A 17649-nucleotide genomic window follows, 5' to 3' on the forward strand; every position below is an offset into this window, starting at 1 on the left:
GTTCACAATTCCACTAATTCCCCTCACAAAATCATTGCTGACTCATAACAACTGGTTAACCATTTATTGTCATTCACCCTACAACACAATATTGGCAGGACCACTTTTACACAGTTTGTGACGCAGAGATGAGCGGAGACTCACCCGCTACGCAGACTGTCTGGTCCTCAGGAGACCTGCATGAGCCTCTGGCAACAAAACTACGATCCGGCTGGCAATATCTGGCTGTCGAGCCTGATCGCATCGCTTCCGATCCTGTTCTTCTTCTTTGCGCTGATTAAGCTCAAGCTGAAGGGATACCTGGCCGCGACGTACACCGTTGCCATTGCGCTGATGGTGGCACTGTTCTTCTATAAAATGCCGGTTGATCGCGCGCTGGCCTCCGTCGTCTATGGTTTCTTCTACGGCCTGTGGCCGATTGCGTGGATCATCATCGCGGCGGTCTTTGTCTACAAAATCTCGGTGAAAACCGGGCAGTTCGACATTATCCGCTCATCGATACTTTCCATTACCCCGGACCAGCGTTTGCAGATGCTGATTGTCGGTTTCTCCTTCGGGGCTTTTCTGGAAGGGGCGGCCGGGTTTGGCGCACCAGTTGCCATCACCGCGGCGCTGTTAGTCGGGCTGGGGTTCAACCCGCTTTACGCCGCAGGTCTTTGTCTGATCGTTAACACCGCGCCGGTGGCGTTTGGTGCGATGGGGATCCCGATTCTGGTCGCCGGGCAGGTCACCGGTCTGGACAGCTTTGAAATTGGCCAGATGGTTGGCCGTCAGCTGCCGTTCCTGACCATCATCGTGCTGTTCTGGATCATGGCGATTATGGATGGCTGGCGCGGCGTGAAAGAGACATGGCCTGCGGTGGTCGTCGCTGGCGGCTCGTTTGCCATTGCCCAGTATCTCAGCTCGAATTTCCTCGGCCCCGAATTGCCGGACATTATCTCTTCACTGGTGTCGCTGGTCTGCCTGACGCTGTTCCTGAAACGCTGGCAGCCGGTACGCATCTTCCGTTTCGCCGATATGGGTGCTTCACACGTCGATCAAACCCTGGCACGTACCGGTTATACCGCGGGACAAATCATTCGCGCATGGTCTCCGTTCCTGTTCCTGACCGCCACGGTTACGCTCTGGAGTATTCCACCGTTTAAGGCCCTGTTCGCACCGGGTGGCGCACTGTATGAGATGGTCATTAACATCTCCGTGCCGTTCCTCGACAAGATGGTCGCCCGCATGCCGCCCGTGGTGCACGCCGCCACGCCGTATGCCGCGGTGTATAAATTTGACTGGTTCTCAGCAACCGGCACCGCAATCCTGTTTGCCGCTATCCTGTCTGTGGTGTGGTTACGCATGAAGCCAGCGGCTGCAGTACAGACTTTTGCGGCTACCATTAAGGAGCTGATGCTGCCGATCTACTCCATCGGCATGGTGCTGGCGTTCGCGTTTATCTCGAACTATTCCGGCCTGTCATCGACACTGGCGCTTGCGCTGGCGCATACCGGCCACGCCTTCACGTTCTTCTCGCCGTTCCTCGGCTGGCTGGGGGTGTTCCTGACCGGTTCAGATACCTCATCTAACGCCCTGTTTGCGGCCCTGCAGGCGACGGCAGCCCAGCAGATTGGCGTGTCGGACATCCTTCTGGTGGCCGCCAATACTACCGGCGGCGTGACCGGCAAGATGATCTCACCGCAATCCATCGCCATTGCCTGTGCGGCGGTGGGACTGGTCGGTAAAGAGTCGGACCTGTTCCGCTTTACCGTGAAACACAGCCTGATATTCACCTGTATGGTCGGGGTGATCACGACCCTGCAGGCCTATGTCTTAACCTGGATGATCCCATGATAGTCATGCCCAGACGCCTGTCCGACGAGATTGCCTCTCGCGTACGGGCGCTGATTGAAGAACAACAGCTGGAAGCGGGCATGAAATTGCCCGCCGAGCGCCAGCTCGCCGCCCAACTGGGTGTATCTCGTAACTCCCTGCGTGAGGCGCTGGCGACGCTGGTCAGCGAAGGGGTACTGGTAAGCCGTCGGGGCGGCGGCACCTTTGTCCGCTGGCAGCACGATGACTGGTCCGAGCAAAACATCGTGCAGCCGCTTAAAACGCTGATGGAAAACGACCCGGACTACAGCTTCGACATCATTGAAGCGCGGCACGCCATCGAAACCAGTACCGCCTGGCATGCGGCCATGCGGGCCACTGAAGCCGACAAAGAGAAGCTCAAAGCCTGCTTTGACGCCACCCAAAGCAGCGACCCGGACATCGCCTCGCAGGCGGACGTGCGGTTTCATCTGGCGATTGCCGAAGCGTCGCACAACGTCGTTCTGCTCCAGACCATGCGCGGTTTCTTCGACCTGCTGCAATCCTCCGTGAAGCAGAGCCGCCAGCGTATGTATCTGGTCCCGCCGGTATTTGCCCAACTGACCGAACAGCACGAGGCGGTACTCAACGCCATTCTGGCCGGAGATGCTGAGGCCGCGCGCAAAGCGATGATGGCGCATCTGGGGTTCGTGCACACCACCATAAAACGATTCGATGAAGATCAGGCCCGACAGGCGCGTATTACCCGTCTGCCTGGCGACAGTGATATTTCCAGGGAGAACAAAGCATGATTATTTCAGCAGCCAGTGACTATCGCGCCGCGGCGCAGCGCATTTTGCCGCCGTTCCTGTTCCACTATATCGACGGTGGGGCATATGCCGAATACACCCTGCGCCGCAACGTGGAAGATCTGTCGGAAGTAGCGCTGCGCCAGCGCGTGCTGAAAGATATGTCTGAGCTGAGCCTTGAGACAACGCTGTTTAACGAAACGCTTTCCATGCCGGTGGCCCTTGCACCAGTCGGTTTGTGCGGCATGTACGCCCGCCGGGGTGAAGTCCAGGCGGCAGCGGCGGCGGATGCCAAAGGTATTCCGTTTACCCTCTCCACCGTCTCCGTCTGCCCGATTGAAGAAGTGGCCCCGACCCTCCAGCGTCCGATGTGGTTCCAGCTGTACGTCCTGCGCGATCGCGGCTTTATGCGCAATGCGCTGGAGCGTGCCAAAGCCGCGGGCTGTTCAACGTTGGTCTTTACCGTTGATATGCCGACGCCTGGCGCCCGTTACCGTGATGCCCACTCCGGGATGAGCGGCCCAAATGCTGCCCTGCGTCGCTACTGGCAGGCGGTAACGCACCCGCAATGGGCCTGGGATGTCGGTGTGAATGGTCGCCCGCACGATCTGGGGAATATCTCGGCCTATCTCGGTAAACCCACCGGGCTGGAAGATTACATCGGCTGGCTGGCGAATAATTTCGATCCGTCCATCTCGTGGAAAGACCTGGAGTGGATCCGCGAATTCTGGGACGGCCCGATGGTGATCAAAGGGATCCTCGACCCGGAAGATGCCCGCGATGCCGTGCGCTTTGGCGCTGACGGTATTGTGGTCTCTAACCACGGCGGACGTCAGCTTGATGGGGTACTCTCTTCCGCACGCGCACTGCCGGCGATTGCCGATGCGGTGAAAGGTGATATCGCTATCCTCGCCGACAGCGGTATCCGCAACGGGCTTGACGTGGTGCGTATGATTGCCCTTGGCGCAGACAGCGTATTGCTCGGACGCGCATATCTTTATGCACTGGCTACGGCTGGTCAGGCAGGGGTGGCGAATCTGCTCAACCTGATCGAAAAAGAGATGAAAGTGGCGATGACGTTGACCGGCGCAAAAACGATTCGCGAAATCAGCAAGGACTCCCTGGTGCAGGAGTTGGGTAAATTACCCGTCGCACTGGCACCGCTTGCCCAGGGTGACGCAGCCTGACGCCCGTCTGATACCCCTTCCCCCTCTCCTCGCGTCCGAACTCCCCTCGGGCGCTTTTTTTTGTCAAAAATAACATCTAGGTAACATATTGGATAAGAAAATTTGACATACCTGTGCCGCACGCAATTGTATAGACAAGCAAATACAAGAACACAAAAACACCATCACATCAGAGGGGAGCGTATGAGATATTCAGGTCAGGTGGATATTCAGCAGGTGATCGACGACAGTCCCTTTTCCGGGTTTCACTGGGTGCTCATCGTGCTGGGCTTTCTGGTGCTGGCGATCGATGGTTTCGATACCGCAGCAATGGGCTACATTGCGCCCACGCTGTCGGCGGAATGGGGCATACACAAACAGGATCTGGGACCGGTACTGAGCGCAGCACTGCTCGGGCTGTCGCTGGGAGCGCTGGTCGCAGGCCCGGTATCGGACCGGATAGGCCGCAAGCGCGTACTGGTCTTTTCTTGTCTGTTCTTCGGCCTTTCAAGCCTGGGGACGGCCTGGGCACAAAGCCTTAACACCCTGACGCTATGGCGGTTTCTGACGGGCCTGGGGCTGGGTGCCGCCATGCCGAACGCCATCACCCTCATCTCAGAGTTTGCCCCTCAGCGCTGTCGCGCCATGGCGATTAATACCATGTACTGCGGCTTCCCGCTGGGCGCGGCCGGCGGTGGGGCGATATCGTCCTGGCTTATCCCGCATCATGGCTGGCGAAGCGTACTGCTGACCGGCGCGATAGCACCGCTGATATTAACGCTGCTGCTGATGCTTTTTTTACCGGAATCGGTGAAATACCTGGTGCAGCGCGGGACAGACGTGATGCAGATCCGCCGTATCGCCAGCCGTTTCGCCCGCACGACCCTCGATGGCGTCACCGGTTTCTTCCTCGCAGAGGATCGGGTCGCCGCCAAAAAAGGGAGCGTAGCACAGCTGTTTTCACAGCCCTGGCTGCCTGGTACCCTGATGCTATGGGTAACCTATTTTATGGGGCTGGTGATTTATTACGTTCTGCTTAGCTGGATGCCGACACTGATGCTGGGGATGGGCTATCCCCTCGCGGAATCCGCATGGCTCACCTCGCTGTTCACCTTCGGCGGTACCGCAGGCATCCTTCTCGCGGGCTGGATGATGGATCGCTGGGAGGCACACAAAGTGGTCGCAGGTGGCTTTGTCCTGACCATGCTGCTCATTCTGGCGCTCGGCATTGAACATAACCATATCGCCCTGTTTGGCGGCTTGATTTTCCTGATGGGGATCGCGATGAACGGCGCGCAATCGGGAATGCAGACGCTGGCAGCCACCTTTTATCCTACCGAGTGTCGCGCAACGGGCATTGCCTGGATGCAGGGCATTGGCCGCTTTGGTGGCGTGGCGGGCACCATGACCAGCGCGCAGCTTCTCTCAATGCAGTGGCAGGCAGACAGTATTTTGATGATCCTTAGCCTGCCCGCCCTGCTGGCGGCCGCGGCAACCTTCTACAAAATGCTGCGTTGCCGCTCGCAGGATCTCGGCGTCGCATAAGCGGCCCGGTTTCTGCTATTCTGCCCCCGCAATTAAGGGGGCAGCATGCTTAACATCGTTTTATTCGAACCAGAAATTCCGCCGAATACCGGCAATATTATCCGCCTGTGCGCCAACACCGGTTTTCGTCTGCATATCATCGAGCCGATGGGTTTTACGTGGGACGACAAACGTCTGCGCCGCGCGGGGCTGGATTATCATGAATTTACGGCCGTGGTTCGCCATCATGATTACGCCGCGTTTCTGGAAAGCGAAAACCCACAGCGCATGTTCGCCCTGACCACCAAAGGTACGCCGGCACATAGCGCCGTGCGCTATCAGGACGGTGATTATCTGATGTTTGGCCCGGAAACGCGCGGCCTGCCGGCCACCATTCTTGATGCTCTGCCCGCTGAGCAGAAGATTCGTATTCCGATGATGCCGGACAGCCGCAGCATGAACCTGTCAAATGCGGTGTCGGTGGTGGTGTATGAAGCATGGCGCCAGCTGGGATACCCGGGCGCCATTCTCAGAAGTTAAATACCGTCACCATACTCAAACGTATGGTGAATACCGTTGAAGTGCTGATCCATATCCATCGACGGTTTGTCGCTGTCTGGTTTACCGACAATACGAGCCGGTACGCCAGCGGCGGTCGTGTGCGGCGGAACAGGCTGCAGAACAACCGAACCGGCGCCAATCTTCGCACCACGACCCACTTCGATGTTGCCGAGGATCTTGGCGCCCGCGCCAATCATCACCCCTTCACGGATTTTCGGATGGCGATCGCCGCTGGTTTTACCGGTGCCGCCTAACGTGACCGACTGCAGAATCGAAACGTCATCTTCAATCACCGCGGTTTCACCGACGACAATGCCGGTGGCATGGTCAAGCATGATCCCGCGGCCAATTTTCGCGGCCGGGTGAATATCCACCTGGAAGGTCACGGAAACCTGGTTTTGCAGGAAGATAGCCAGCGCGCGGCGGCCTTCATTCCACAGCCAGTGGCCGATGCGATAAGCCTGCAAGGCATGAAAGCCCTTCAGATACAGCAACGGCGTAGAGTATTTGTCCACCGCCGGGTCACGCGTGCGCACGGCCTGGATATCACAGGCAGCAGAAGCGATCATTTCAGGGTCAGCGGCATAGGCCTCTTCCACCACTTCACGAATGGCGATGGCGGGCATAATCGAGGAAGCCAGTTTATTGGCGAGCATATAGCTCAGGGCGCTGCCGAGGTTTTCGTGCTTGAGTAGCGTCGCATGATAGAAACTGGCCAGCATTGGCTCGCAGTCAGCCAAAGCCCGGGCTTCAGCTTTAATATTGTTCCAGACGATATCCAGTTCTTCACACGGCATTGCTTACTCCAGACGACATGTTAATGACCGGCCAGTTCTGTGCTGGCCGGGTCATAGTGCTAACAAGAATCCCTGCGACTAGTTACTGCTGCGCTCATCCTTGCGCGAACGACCTAATAAGGTCAATGCTGCCTCGCGCGCATTTTTTCCGCAATACAATACCTGATAAATTTCCTCGGTTATTGGCATTTCGACACCAAAACGGTGCGCCAATTCGCGAACTTCTTTGGTATTGCGATAGCCTTCAACCACCTGACCAATCTTCTCCTGCGCGCCTTTCACATCCATGCCCTCACCGAGCATCATGCCAAAGCGGCGGTTACGGGACTGGTTGTCGGTACAGGTCAGCACCAGATCGCCCAGGCCCGCCATGCCCATGAAGGTGGTCGGATCGGCACCCAGTGCTGCGCCAAGGCGGGACATCTCGGTTAAGCCGCGCGTAATCAGTGCGGTACGTGCGTTGGCACCAAAGCCAATCCCATCGGACATTCCGGCGCCGATCGCAATCACGTTCTTCACCGCACCGCCCAGCTGTACGCCGATAAAATCGGGGTTGCTGTAAACGCGGAAGCTTTTACCGCAGTGCAGCAGATGCTGAAGATCGTCGGAGAAGGCCTGATCGGTTGATGCCAGTGAGATCGCCGTCGGCAGGCCAGCGGCCAGCTCTTTAGCAAACGTCGGCCCCGAGATAACCGCCAGCGGGATGTCATCACCCAGCGCTTCGCGGGCGACATCCTGCAACAGGCGTCCGGTTTCGGCTTCCAGCCCTTTGGTGGCCCATACAATGCGCGCATCAGGGCGCATCAGCGGCTTGATCTGACGCAGCACTTCGCCAAACACATGGCTCGGCACCACAATCAGAATGTTGCGGCTGGCCGCCAGCGCGGTCGCAAGGTCACTTTCAAGGTGCAGGGAGTCTGGGAACGGAACGTCCGGGAGGAACGCCACGTTGCAACGGTCGCGTTGCAGCGTCGCGATATGTTTTGGGTCGTGGCCCCAGAGAACCACTTCGTGACCATTTCTTGCCAGCGTGATGGCAAGAGCGGTGCCGTATGAGCCGGCACCGATCACAGTCATTGACGCATTAAGAGTGCTCATCAGGCATCCTGATGTTGTTCAGTACCTTCGCCAGCTTGCTGCTGCAGATAGTTCATGAACAGCGCATCAAAGTTAACTGGCGCAAGGTTCAGTTGCGGGAATGTACCGCGAGAAACCAGGCTGGTGATGCATTCGCGAGCATACGGGAATAGAATGTTCGGGCAGTATGCACCCAGGCAGTGCGCCATCTGGTTGCCTTCGATGCCGCCGATGGAGAAGATGCCGCCCTGCTGAACTTCACACAGGAATGCAGTCTCTTCGCCCAGAGAGGCAGTAACAGTCACACGCAGTACGACTTCATACACGTCATCCGCCAGTTGGGTAGATGCGGTATCAAGATCAAGTTTAACCTCTGGCTGCCAATCTTTCTGGAAAACGTGTGGCGCATTTGGCGCTTCGAAAGAGACATCCTTGGTGTAGATACGCTGGATCTGGAAAGTCATTTCGGTGTTGTTTTGTTCTGACATGGAAAAACCCTTTTTAATTGTCCTAAAGTCTCTTAGCTCAGCAGCGGATCGAGTCCACCACGGGCATCGAGCGCATACAAGTCATCACAGCCGCCAATGTGCTGCGCATCAATAAAAATCTGCGGAACCGTCGTACGACCACTACGTTGGATCATCTCTTCGCGTTTAATCGCGTCACCGTCAATCGGCAGTTCTTTGAACGCTACGCCTTTGCTGTTCAGAAGCGCTTTTGCACGGTGGCAGAACGGGCACGTTGCTTTGGTGTAGATCTCGATATTGGCCATTACTGAACTCCTTATTTACCGCGAACCAAAGGAAGATTTTCCCCGCTCCAGCCGGAAATACCTTCTTTCAGAACCGTTACGTTTTCGAAGCCTGCTTTATGCAGCGCGCTGGCAGATTCCTGCGCCTGCATACCGGTCGCGTCAACAACGATAATCGGCTGGGCTTTATGTTTCTCAAGCTCGCCAACGTTGTTCGCTTTGATTTCAGCAGGTAACAGGTTGATAGCACCAGCAATGTGACCTTTACGGAAATCGTCACGCTGACGCAGATCGACCACGACGGCATCTTCTTTGTTAATCAGACGCGTCGCTTCACCACGGGTGATAACCTTAATCTTAGACGTCAGGCCTTTAAATGTGGTGAACAGCACAGCAGCCAGCAGGCCAATCCACGCGATGCTCAGAACCGGATGGCGGCTAACGAATTGCATAATTTCTTGCATGGAGGGTAACTACTCCGACTTAGTGATTAAAAAAACCAGGACAGGAGTATACCTGTGCGTTGTGGCAAATACAGCCAGCGACCATAACCTAATCCATTTTCTGAGGCCTGCCACCTAAAAAATTGCCTCAAAAGCGTCCGCTAAGCACCTTGCCCCTGCGCTTTCTTTGATCTTCTGCGGCTATTTGATCGATTCAGCTGTAGTAAAATTACGCAAATTTTGACTCTTGAGCATGAGGTTGTCGCAATGTCGGTTTCTAAAAAACCTATGGTACTGGTGATTCTGGATGGCTATGGCTACCGTGAAGATCAACAGGATAACGCCATTTTCAACGCCAAAACGCCGGTGATGGACGCGCTGTGGGCAAAACGTCCCCACACCCTGATTGATGCGTCCGGGCTGGAAGTGGGTCTGCCAGATCGTCAGATGGGCAACTCCGAAGTTGGCCACGTAAACCTGGGTGCAGGTCGTATCGTGTATCAGGACCTGACGCGTCTGGACGTTGAAATCAAAGAACGTACCTTCTTCAACAATCCAGTACTTTGCGGCGCGGTGGACAGAGCCGTGGCGGCCGGTAAAGCAGTTCATATCATGGGTCTGCTCTCCGCCGGTGGCGTACACAGCCACGAAGATCACATCATGGCGATGGTTGAACTGGCGGCTGAGCGCGGCGCAGAAAAAATCTATCTGCACGCTTTCCTGGACGGTCGTGATACGCCACCACGCAGCGCAAAAGGTTCACTGGCCTCCTTTGAAAACAAATTCGCCGCGCTTGGCAAAGGACGTGTGGCCTCCATCATCGGGCGCTACTACGCAATGGACCGCGACAACCGTTGGGATCGCGTTGAACAGGCCTATGACCTGATGACGCTGGCAAAAGGTGAATTCCAGTTCGCGACCGCGGTGGAAGGTCTGGAAGCCGCTTACGCGCGTGATGAAAACGATGAATTCGTGAAAGCAACCGTCATTCGTGCTGAAGGCCAGGCTGATGCCGCCATGGAAGACGGCGATGCGCTGATCTTCATGAACTTCCGTGCTGACCGCGCGCGTGAAATCACCCGTGCGTTCGTGAACAGTGATTTCGACGGTTTCACCCGTAAGAAAGTGGTGAAGATCGACTTTATTCAGCTGACCGAATACGCCGCTGACATCAATGCGCCATGCGCTTATCCACCCGCTTCACTGGCCAATACCTTCGGCGAGTGGATGGCGAAGAACGACAAGACACAGTTGCGTATCTCCGAAACCGAGAAATATGCCCACGTCACCTTCTTCTTTAACGGCGGTGTTGAAGAGCCGTTCAAAGGCGAAGATCGCATTCTGATTAACTCACCCAAAGTAGCTACCTACGATCTGCAGCCAGAAATGAGCTCTGCCGAGCTGACTGAAAAACTGGTTGCGGCAATCGAAAGCGGCAAATACGACACCATCATCTGTAACTACCCGAACGGCGACATGGTGGGTCATACCGGCGTGATGGAAGCCGCCGTAAAAGCGGTTGAAGCGCTGGATCACTGTGTTGAGCAGGTCGCGAAAGCGGTTGAATCCGTTGGTGGCCAGCTGCTCATCACCGCTGACCACGGTAACGCAGAACAGATGCGCGACCCGGCAACCGGCCAGGCGCACACCGCTCACACCAACCTGCCTGTTCCGCTGATTTATGTGGGTGATAAATCACTGAAAGCAGTGGAAGGCGGCAAGCTTTCCGACATCGCGCCAACCATGTTGTCGCTGATGGGCATGGAGATCCCTGAAGAGATGACTGGTAAGCCGCTGTTCATCGTGGAATAATCGCTCCCCATGAGGGGAAAGGCGATTTTTTCAATCACATGGGTCGTGAAGCCGCTTAGGTTATCAGTCAGACCTCTGCTTTGCGCCAGCGCACTCAGCGCTGGCGTATTGCTGTGCGCCGCATCCGCCCACGCGGATGACCGTGACCAGCTGAAATCCATTCAGGCCGATATCGCCGCGAAAGAGCGTGCGGTACGCCAGCAACAGCAGCAACGCTCTGCTCTGCTCGCTCAGCTTAAGCAGCAGGAAGAAGCCATCTCCGCTGCCGCACGTAAATTACGTGAAACGCAAAACACCCTCGCCCAGTTGAATAAACAGATCGACGAAATGAACGCGTCGATTGCCAAACTGGAACGCCAGCGTGATGCCCAGGAACGCAACCTTGCCGCGCAGCTTGATGCTGCTTTCCGCCAGGGAGAGCACACGGGCCTTCAGTTGATCCTCAGCGGTGAAGAGAGCCAGCGCGGTCAGCGTCTGCAGGCCTACTTTGGTTATCTGAACCAGGCACGTCAGGAAACTATCGCACAGCTGAAACAGACGCGCGAAGAGGTCAACACGCAAAAAGCCGAGCTCGAAGAGAAGCAGAGCCAGCAACAGACGCTGCTCTACGAACAGCAGGCGCAACAAGCGAAGCTTGAGCAGGCCCGCAACGAGCGCAAGAAAACCCTTTCCGGTCTCGAGTCCTCTATTCAGCAAGGCCAAAGCCAGCTGAGCGAAATGCGCGCCAACGAATCGAAACTGCGTAACAGTATCGCCCGCGCGGAAGCGGCGGCGAAAGCGCGCGCCGAAAAAGAGGCCCGCGAAGCACAGGCCGTACGCGACAAACAGCAGGAAGCCTCACGCAAAGGTACGACCTACAAGCCAAGCGAAAGCGAACGCTCCCTGATGTCACGTACCGGCGGTTTAGGCTCCCCTCGTGGTCAGGCTTACTGGCCCGTGCGCGGTACAATTCTGCATCGCTATGGCGAACAGCTGCAGGGTGAACTACGTTGGAAAGGGATAGTTATCGGTGCGTCTGAAGGTAGCGAAGTAAAAGCCATCGCCGATGGCCGTGTGATTCTGGCCGACTGGCTGCAGGGTTACGGGCTTGTGGTAGTGGTGGAACACGGTAAAGGCGATATGAGCCTTTACGGCTACAACCAGAGCGCACTGGTCAGCGTTGGTACTCAGGTGCGCGCCGGCCAACCCATCGCCCTCGTGGGCAGCAGTGGCGGTCAGGGCCGCCCGTCACTCTATTTCGAAATTCGTCGCCAGGGTCAGGCGGTCAATCCACAGCCGTGGTTGGGAAGATAAGTTTTGCTTCAATTTCGTCGAATTGTTCTCTCCTTCGCCAGTGCACTGGCGCTGGCAGCACCGGTCTACGCTGGCAAACTCGCGATAGTGATTGATGACTTCGGTTATCGTCCGCACACCGAGAATCAGGTACTGGCGATGCCGGCCGCCATCTCTGTCGCCGTCCTCCCGAATGCGCCGCACGCGCGTGAAATGGCGATCAAAGCGCATAACAGCGGCCATCAGGTTCTCATCCATCTGCCGATGGCACCGCTCAGCAAGCAGCCGCTGGAAAAAGATACTTTGCGTCCTGATATGAGCAGCGATGAGATCGATCGCATCATTCGCGATGCTTACAATAAAGTGCCGTACGCCGTCGGGCTGAACAACCACATGGGTAGCGCGATGACCTCCAGCCTGTACGGGATGCTCAAAGTGATGCAGTCGCTGGAGCGCTATAACCTCTATTTCCTCGACAGCATGACCATCGGCAACAGCCAGGCGATGCGTGCCGCGCAGGGTACAGGCGTGAAGGTAATAAAGCGCAAGGTGTTCCTCGATGACACCCAGAACGACGCGGATATCCGCGGGCAGTTCAATCGCGCCGTACAGCTAGCACGACGCAATGGCTCGGCTATTGCTATCGGCCACCCGCATCCGTCTACCGTTCGCGTTCTGCAGCAGATGCTGCCGACATTGCCGTCTGATATTACGCTGGTTCGTCCTGGCGATCTGCTGAATGAGCCACAGGTTGATACGTCGCGTCCTGGCAATGCACAGCCACCGGTAACGCAGCCGCGCAATCCATTCAGGGGTGTGAAAATTTGCAAGCCTAAGCAGTCACCAGAGCCTGTATATGCTACTCGATTCTTTACCGTGATAGGGGAAAGTATCAGCCAAAGTTCCTTAGTGAAATATATGCAGCATCAATGGCAAGGCTGGGGTAAAAAAGCATAATTGGCCCGCCAACGCAGGCGGGCAGAGCATGGCAACGAGATGAGCGCCCGTATACTTCCTGCATGCGGGCTATTTTTTATCCTCAAACTGATACCAGGCTTTGAAATATTTGAGAAAACTGTATAGCGTTGCATAGAGTCCCGTCACGACGCCCACTTTCCCCTGCCGCCAGGCACCACTGAAAAGATACCATTTAAAAAACGCCCCAATGGCACTAATAAGGCCTCGTCCAATTGAAGGGCGGATCTTCTGATATTTGACCAACCTTGTTGTATAGCTATTGAGCTTATTAAACACTTCATTCAGGTCATAAAAGGTATCATGGCGTACTTGCCCAGCCATGATGAAAGCATTAAGTTCACCTTCCACCTTGTCATCAACTGGTCGGAGATTAAATCTTGCACAGGTGCGATTAAAAAGACGTACAGGGAAATCTGGCGACGATACTGGATAGATAGTACGAACTTCTTTTCCGAGTACGTACCAGTATCGAGCAATACGCCAGGCATGATCTGGTGGAGGCTCAGCCCCACTCTTCAGATTCAGAATAAAGGATACAGTCAGGTCATCCAGGATTTCATCGCTATCCATGCATAACACCCAATCATGAGATGCAAGACTCACCGCATAGTTCATTTGGTCCCCATGCATCGTATATTGTCTATAGATAGGGCTTAAATTATAACTTTCACAAATGGATAGCGTGTTATCTTTACTTCCGGAATCAACAACAATCATTTCATCTGCAATTTTAAGAAGAGGAGGCAGAACATGGTTAAGAACCCTGGCTGAATTGCAGGTGAGTAAACAAACAGTTAACTTGAACATTCCCTTACTCTTTTCGAAAATGACCTACACAATTGTAGCAGGGAAAGTGTATTTAAGTGAATATCGAAACAATCAGCAAATAATAAATAAAATCGTCTTTTGTGACATCCATTCCATACTCTTCATTCCTTAAAGTAGGCCTGTAAACATACTTTTGCCTTTATCCAGGCACTAAAAAGTACTGTTTGACCAGTAGAGAGTGACCTGCACAGTGCGCCAAGCATTCTAACCCATTGAAATTATTAAACAAAAAATTAATTCCTCATTAAAATAGATGTTCACATTACTTATCATTATGCTTATACTGTTAGCAGAATGTTTAAAATGTGGTTTGTCAAACAAATGAAAAAAATCATCCTTTATTTTAAAGCACTTAATCGTCAACGAAATCATAAGACTCATGAATTAAAACGTCGGCTTAAACTCTATAAATTATCTAAAAACATTCCCGATAAAAGAGGCAAACCTTTCGATAGTTCCTCAGTAAAGCGGATCCTCTTTCCTTTTTTAGATTTAGGGATTGGTGATGCCGTTTGTCATACCGGAATGTGGAGAGAACTGAAAAAGGCTGGGTATATTGTCCAGATCGCGGCAGAAGAAAGAAACAGGGCTTTATTTGAAAAAATCGTTGATATTGATGAGATTTTTATCATTGATATCAATGAGTTAAACTCCATCTCACAAATAGAGACTGACCTGATCATTAATCCTTATGCATGGATGAAAAGAAAAGAGCTCTTTAGTGTACAACTGCTGCAGAAAACGCAATATAAATATGCGATGAGTTTTGGTGGCTGGCTTAATAAGCCCTACAATTTACAACTGCCAGCGGAGGGAGACTTTCACATTACTGATCCACAGAAAAAGATGCTTACTGCATTAAATATTCACACAAAACACTTATCTTACTCTTTACCAGCTTTACCGAGCCACGAAGAGACTATTAATGAGTATCTTCTTCCTTTTAAAGGAAAAAAGTGGATCGTAATCAACCCCTTTGCCAGTGTAGATGAGCGAAGTCTTAGTCGCGAGCAATTAGTAAGCCTGATTTCAAAAATTTCAGAACCAAAAAATAATCATATTTTCATTGTTGGTGAAAGAAAAAAGACTGAAAAATTAAACATTCAGGATCCTGCAGTTTCCGTATCTATTTTCCCGTCATTATGGGACACCGTTGCGCTAATCAAGCAGGCAGACCTTGTCATTTCAGTGGATACCGCTATTGTCCATATTGCCTGCGCTTTAGATAAAAAGCTCGTAGCTATATATTACTCAATGCTTCTTGATCATAATAAGAATTACGAAGGCAATAAAATATTCGGCCCGATAGGCGAAAATGCAAAACAACTTATTTTCAATAAATACGATAGAAAAATCGACATAAATTTAATTGCCACTGAAGCCAAGAATATTTTAGATGGCAAATGCGTTATAGAAGAAAAAGATAAATACCTGTGATGAAAGCCGGCCGGATTTAAATCCGGCCGGCTTTTACTCTCAATCCCAGCTCAGGATAACCTTCCCGGACTGGCCAGAGCGCATCGCGTCAAAGCCTTCCTGGAACTCATCAATGGAGAAGCGATGGGTGATAATCGGAGACAGATCCAGACCAGACTGGATCAGTGCCGCCATCTTGTACCAGGTTTCGAACATCTCGCGGCCGTAGATACCTTTGATGAACAGCCCCTTGAAGATAACCTTGTTCCAGTCGATAGACATATCAGACGGTGGAATGCCCAGCATCGCAATACGCCCGCCGTGGTTCATGGTGTCCAGCATGGTGCGAAACGCCGGTGGTGCACCGGACATCTCAAGACCCACGTCAAAACCTTCGGTCATGCCCAGCTCTTCCATCACGTCGCTCAGGCTCTCTTTAGAGACATCCACCGCGCGGGTCACACCCATTTTGCGCGCCAGCGACAGGCGATACTCGTTCACATCGGTAATCACCACATTGCGGGCACCAACGTGCTTCGCCACCGCGGCCGCCATAATCCCGATGGGACCCGCGCCGGAAACCAGTACATCTTCACCGACCAGGTCGAAAGAGAGCGCCGTGTGTACCGCGTTGCCGAAGGGATCAAAGATAGAGGCCAGATCGTCAGAAATGTTGTCCGGGATTTTGAACGCGTTAAACGCCGGGATCACCAGGTATTCTGCGAAGCAGCCCGGACGGTTCACGCCCACGCCGATTGTGTTGCGGCACAGGTGCGTGCGTCCACCGCGGCAGTTACGGCAGTGACCACAGGTAATATGACCTTCACCCGAGACGCGGTCGCCAATGTTGAAGCCTTTTACTTCCTGACCCATGCCCACCACTTCGCCGACATATTCGTGGCCCACGACCATCGGTACCGGAATGGTTTTCTGCGACCACTGGTCCCAGTTGTAGATATGAACGTCAGTGCCGCAAATGGCGGTTTTACGAATTTTGATCAGCAGATCGTTATGACCGACTTCCGGCTCCGGCACGTCGGTCATCCAAATCCCTTCTTCCGCTTTCAGTTTGGATAACGCTTTCATCACACGTCCTCAGGCAATTACGCCCAGCTGTTTGCCGATGCGGGTAAAGGCTTCCACCGCACGTTCAATTTGTTCAGGCGAATGCGCCGCAGACATCTGGGTGCGGATACGCGCCTGGCCTTTTGGTACCACCGGGAAGAAGAACCCGGTAACGTAAATTCCTTCTTTCTGCAGCTCGCGGGCAAAATTCTGCGCCACAACCGCATCGCCCAGCATCACCGGGATAATGGCGTGATCGGCACCGGCGAGCGTAAACCCTGCGGCACCCATTTTTTCACGGAACAGGCGGGCGTTTGACCACAGACGGTCACGCAGCTCAGCGCCAGACTCCACCATTTCCAGAACTTTAATGGATGCGGCAACGATCGCCGGCGCCAGCGAGTTGGAGAACAGGTATGGACGGGAACGCTGGCGCAGCCACTCAACCACCTCTTTACGCGCAGCAGTATAACCCCCTGACGCGCCGCCGAGCGCTTTACCCAGCGTACCGGTGATAATGTCCACGCGACCCATTACGTCACAGTATTCGTGAGATCCACGGCCGTTCTCACCAACAAAACCGACGGCGTGTGAATCATCAACCATCACCAGCGCATCGTATTTGTCTGCCAGGTCGCACACGCCCTTCAGGTTGGCAATCACGCCATCCATAGAGAACACGCCGTCGGTGGCGATCAGCACATGGCGGGCACCTGCTTCACGCGCTTCTTTCAGGCGCGCTTCCAGTTCAACCATGTCGTTGTTGGCGTAGCGGAAGCGCTTCGCTTTACACAGGCGCACACCGTCAATGATAGAAGCGTGGTTCAGGGCGTCGGAGATAATGGCATCTTCTGCGCCGAGCAGCGTCTCAAACAGACCACCGTTGGCGTCGAAGCACGAGGAGTACAGGATCGCATCTTCCATCCCCAGGAAGTCCGCCAGCTTTTTCTCAAGCTGCTTATGGCTGTCCTGCGTACCGCAGATAAAGCGTACGGAGGCCATACCGAAACCGTGGGTGTCCATGCCTTGTTTTGCCGCGGCAATCAGCTCAGGGTGATTCGCAAGACCTAAGTAGTTGTTCGCACAAAAGTTGATCACATGGCTGCCATCGGCAACGGTGATGTCCGCCTGCTGAGCAGACGTGATAATACGCTCTTCTTTGAACAACCCTTCCGCACGTGCGGTGTCGAGGTCGCTGTTTAACTGTTTGTAAAAATCACCACGCATTGCAATTCTCCAGACTCGGCAAATTTTGGCACATATTACCCAACCCTGGCCGCCATGACGAGATGACACATTATCTCTTCTCGTTTTTGCAGCATAAATCACGTGTACCCTTGCGCTATGTCGGTGAAT

At 54.0% G+C, this 17649-nt stretch carries 17 protein-coding genes; 9 read left to right on the forward strand and 8 right to left on the reverse strand.

What is annotated here, in order from left to right; all coding sequences use genetic code 11:
- Nucleotides 1-180 precede the first annotated feature (180 nt).
- The 5 genes from lldP (at nt 181) to trmL (ending at nt 5833) form a co-directional block, all read left to right on the forward strand.
- Nucleotides 181-1836, forward strand: a complete 1656-nt coding sequence (gene lldP, locus AM410_RS06135) for an L-lactate permease (protein WP_032680001.1) — start codon at nt 181-183, stop codon at nt 1834-1836.
- A complete protein-coding gene (gene lldR, locus AM410_RS06140) occupies nt 1833-2606 on the forward strand; it encodes a transcriptional regulator LldR (protein ID WP_014168084.1) in 774 nt (257 codons plus the stop codon). The genes lldP and lldR overlap by 4 nt, the downstream gene beginning before the upstream one ends.
- Nucleotides 2603-3790: an FMN-dependent L-lactate dehydrogenase LldD gene (gene lldD, locus AM410_RS06145; RefSeq protein ID WP_073397573.1), complete on the forward strand. Its 1188-nt coding sequence runs from the start codon at nt 2603-2605 to the stop codon at nt 3788-3790. The genes lldR and lldD overlap by 4 nt, the downstream gene beginning before the upstream one ends.
- A gap of 183 nt (nt 3791-3973) precedes the next feature.
- Entirely contained in the window at nt 3974-5314 is a 1341-nt protein-coding gene (locus tag AM410_RS06150) for an MFS transporter (RefSeq protein ID WP_073397571.1), read from the forward strand.
- 45 nt (nt 5315-5359) lie between these two features.
- Nucleotides 5360-5833, forward strand: a complete 474-nt coding sequence (gene trmL / locus AM410_RS06155; protein WP_014168081.1) for a tRNA (uridine(34)/cytosine(34)/5-carboxymethylaminomethyluridine(34)-2'-O)-methyltransferase TrmL — start codon at nt 5360-5362, stop codon at nt 5831-5833.
- On the opposite strand, the gene cysE is transcribed toward trmL, so the two are convergent.
- From cysE to AM410_RS06180, 5 genes are all read right to left on the reverse strand, one after another.
- Nucleotides 5830-6651 (reverse strand): serine O-acetyltransferase, encoded by an 822-nt coding sequence (cysE, locus tag AM410_RS06160; protein WP_008502718.1) that lies wholly within the window; start codon nt 6649-6651, stop codon nt 5830-5832. The two genes, trmL and cysE, sit on opposite strands and share 4 nt — an antisense overlap.
- Before the next feature lie 78 nt (nt 6652-6729).
- Nucleotides 6730-7749 carry an NAD(P)H-dependent glycerol-3-phosphate dehydrogenase gene (gpsA, locus tag AM410_RS06165; RefSeq protein ID WP_014168080.1) on the reverse strand — a complete coding sequence of 340 codons (1020 nt, stop codon included), beginning with the start codon at nt 7747-7749 and terminating at the stop codon, nt 6730-6732.
- Nucleotides 7749-8216, reverse strand: coding sequence for a protein-export chaperone SecB (gene secB / locus AM410_RS06170; RefSeq protein ID WP_014168079.1), 468 nt, complete (start codon nt 8214-8216; stop codon nt 7749-7751). The genes gpsA and secB overlap by 1 nt, the downstream gene beginning before the upstream one ends.
- A 32-nt stretch (nt 8217-8248) precedes the next feature.
- Nucleotides 8249-8500, reverse strand: coding sequence for a glutaredoxin 3 (grxC, locus tag AM410_RS06175; RefSeq protein ID WP_014168078.1), 252 nt, complete (start codon nt 8498-8500; stop codon nt 8249-8251).
- Nucleotides 8501-8511: 11 nt separating this feature from the next.
- Nucleotides 8512-8943 (reverse strand): rhodanese-like domain-containing protein, encoded by a 432-nt coding sequence (locus AM410_RS06180; protein WP_014168077.1) that lies wholly within the window; start codon nt 8941-8943, stop codon nt 8512-8514.
- A 246-nt stretch (nt 8944-9189) separates the two neighbouring features.
- Here AM410_RS06180 and gpmM point away from each other — a divergent pair, with 246 nt between their 5' ends.
- The 3 genes from gpmM to AM410_RS06195 are packed head-to-tail and all read left to right on the forward strand — an operon-like array spanning nt 9190 to nt 12963.
- Nucleotides 9190-10734, forward strand: a complete 1545-nt coding sequence (gene gpmM, locus AM410_RS06185; RefSeq protein ID WP_020882671.1) for a 2,3-bisphosphoglycerate-independent phosphoglycerate mutase — start codon at nt 9190-9192, stop codon at nt 10732-10734.
- A gap of 33 nt (nt 10735-10767) precedes the next feature.
- A complete protein-coding gene (gene envC / locus AM410_RS06190) occupies nt 10768-12027 on the forward strand; it encodes a murein hydrolase activator EnvC (RefSeq protein WP_236900120.1) in 1260 nt (419 codons plus the stop codon).
- Between the two features lie 3 nt (nt 12028-12030).
- Nucleotides 12031-12963: a divergent polysaccharide deacetylase family protein gene (locus AM410_RS06195; RefSeq protein ID WP_044866024.1), complete on the forward strand. Its 933-nt coding sequence runs from the start codon at nt 12031-12033 to the stop codon at nt 12961-12963.
- Nucleotides 12964-13032: 69 nt separating this feature from the next.
- Here AM410_RS06195 and AM410_RS06200 read toward each other — a convergent pair whose 3' ends face one another.
- Complete coding sequence (locus AM410_RS06200; protein WP_073397567.1) at nt 13033-13791, reverse strand: glycosyltransferase family 2 protein; 759 nt, start codon at nt 13789-13791, stop codon at nt 13033-13035.
- 324 nt (nt 13792-14115) lie between these two features.
- On the opposite strand from AM410_RS06200, the gene AM410_RS06205 reads away from it, so the two are divergent.
- Complete coding sequence (locus AM410_RS06205) at nt 14116-15249, forward strand: glycosyltransferase family 9 protein (RefSeq protein ID WP_231106630.1); 1134 nt, start codon at nt 14116-14118, stop codon at nt 15247-15249.
- A 39-nt stretch (nt 15250-15288) separates the two neighbouring features.
- Here AM410_RS06205 and tdh read toward each other — a convergent pair whose 3' ends face one another.
- Nucleotides 15289-16314 carry an L-threonine 3-dehydrogenase gene (tdh, locus tag AM410_RS06210; protein WP_020882675.1) on the reverse strand — a complete coding sequence of 342 codons (1026 nt, stop codon included), beginning with the start codon at nt 16312-16314 and terminating at the stop codon, nt 15289-15291.
- 9 nt (nt 16315-16323) lie between these two features.
- Nucleotides 16324-17520, reverse strand: a complete 1197-nt coding sequence (gene kbl / locus AM410_RS06215; RefSeq protein WP_020882676.1) for a glycine C-acetyltransferase — start codon at nt 17518-17520, stop codon at nt 16324-16326.
- Nucleotides 17521-17649 lie beyond the last annotated feature (129 nt).

It is taken from the genome of Enterobacter cloacae complex sp. FDA-CDC-AR_0164 (assembly GCF_003071645.1).
Classification (GTDB): domain Bacteria; phylum Pseudomonadota; class Gammaproteobacteria; order Enterobacterales; family Enterobacteriaceae; genus Enterobacter; species Enterobacter ludwigii.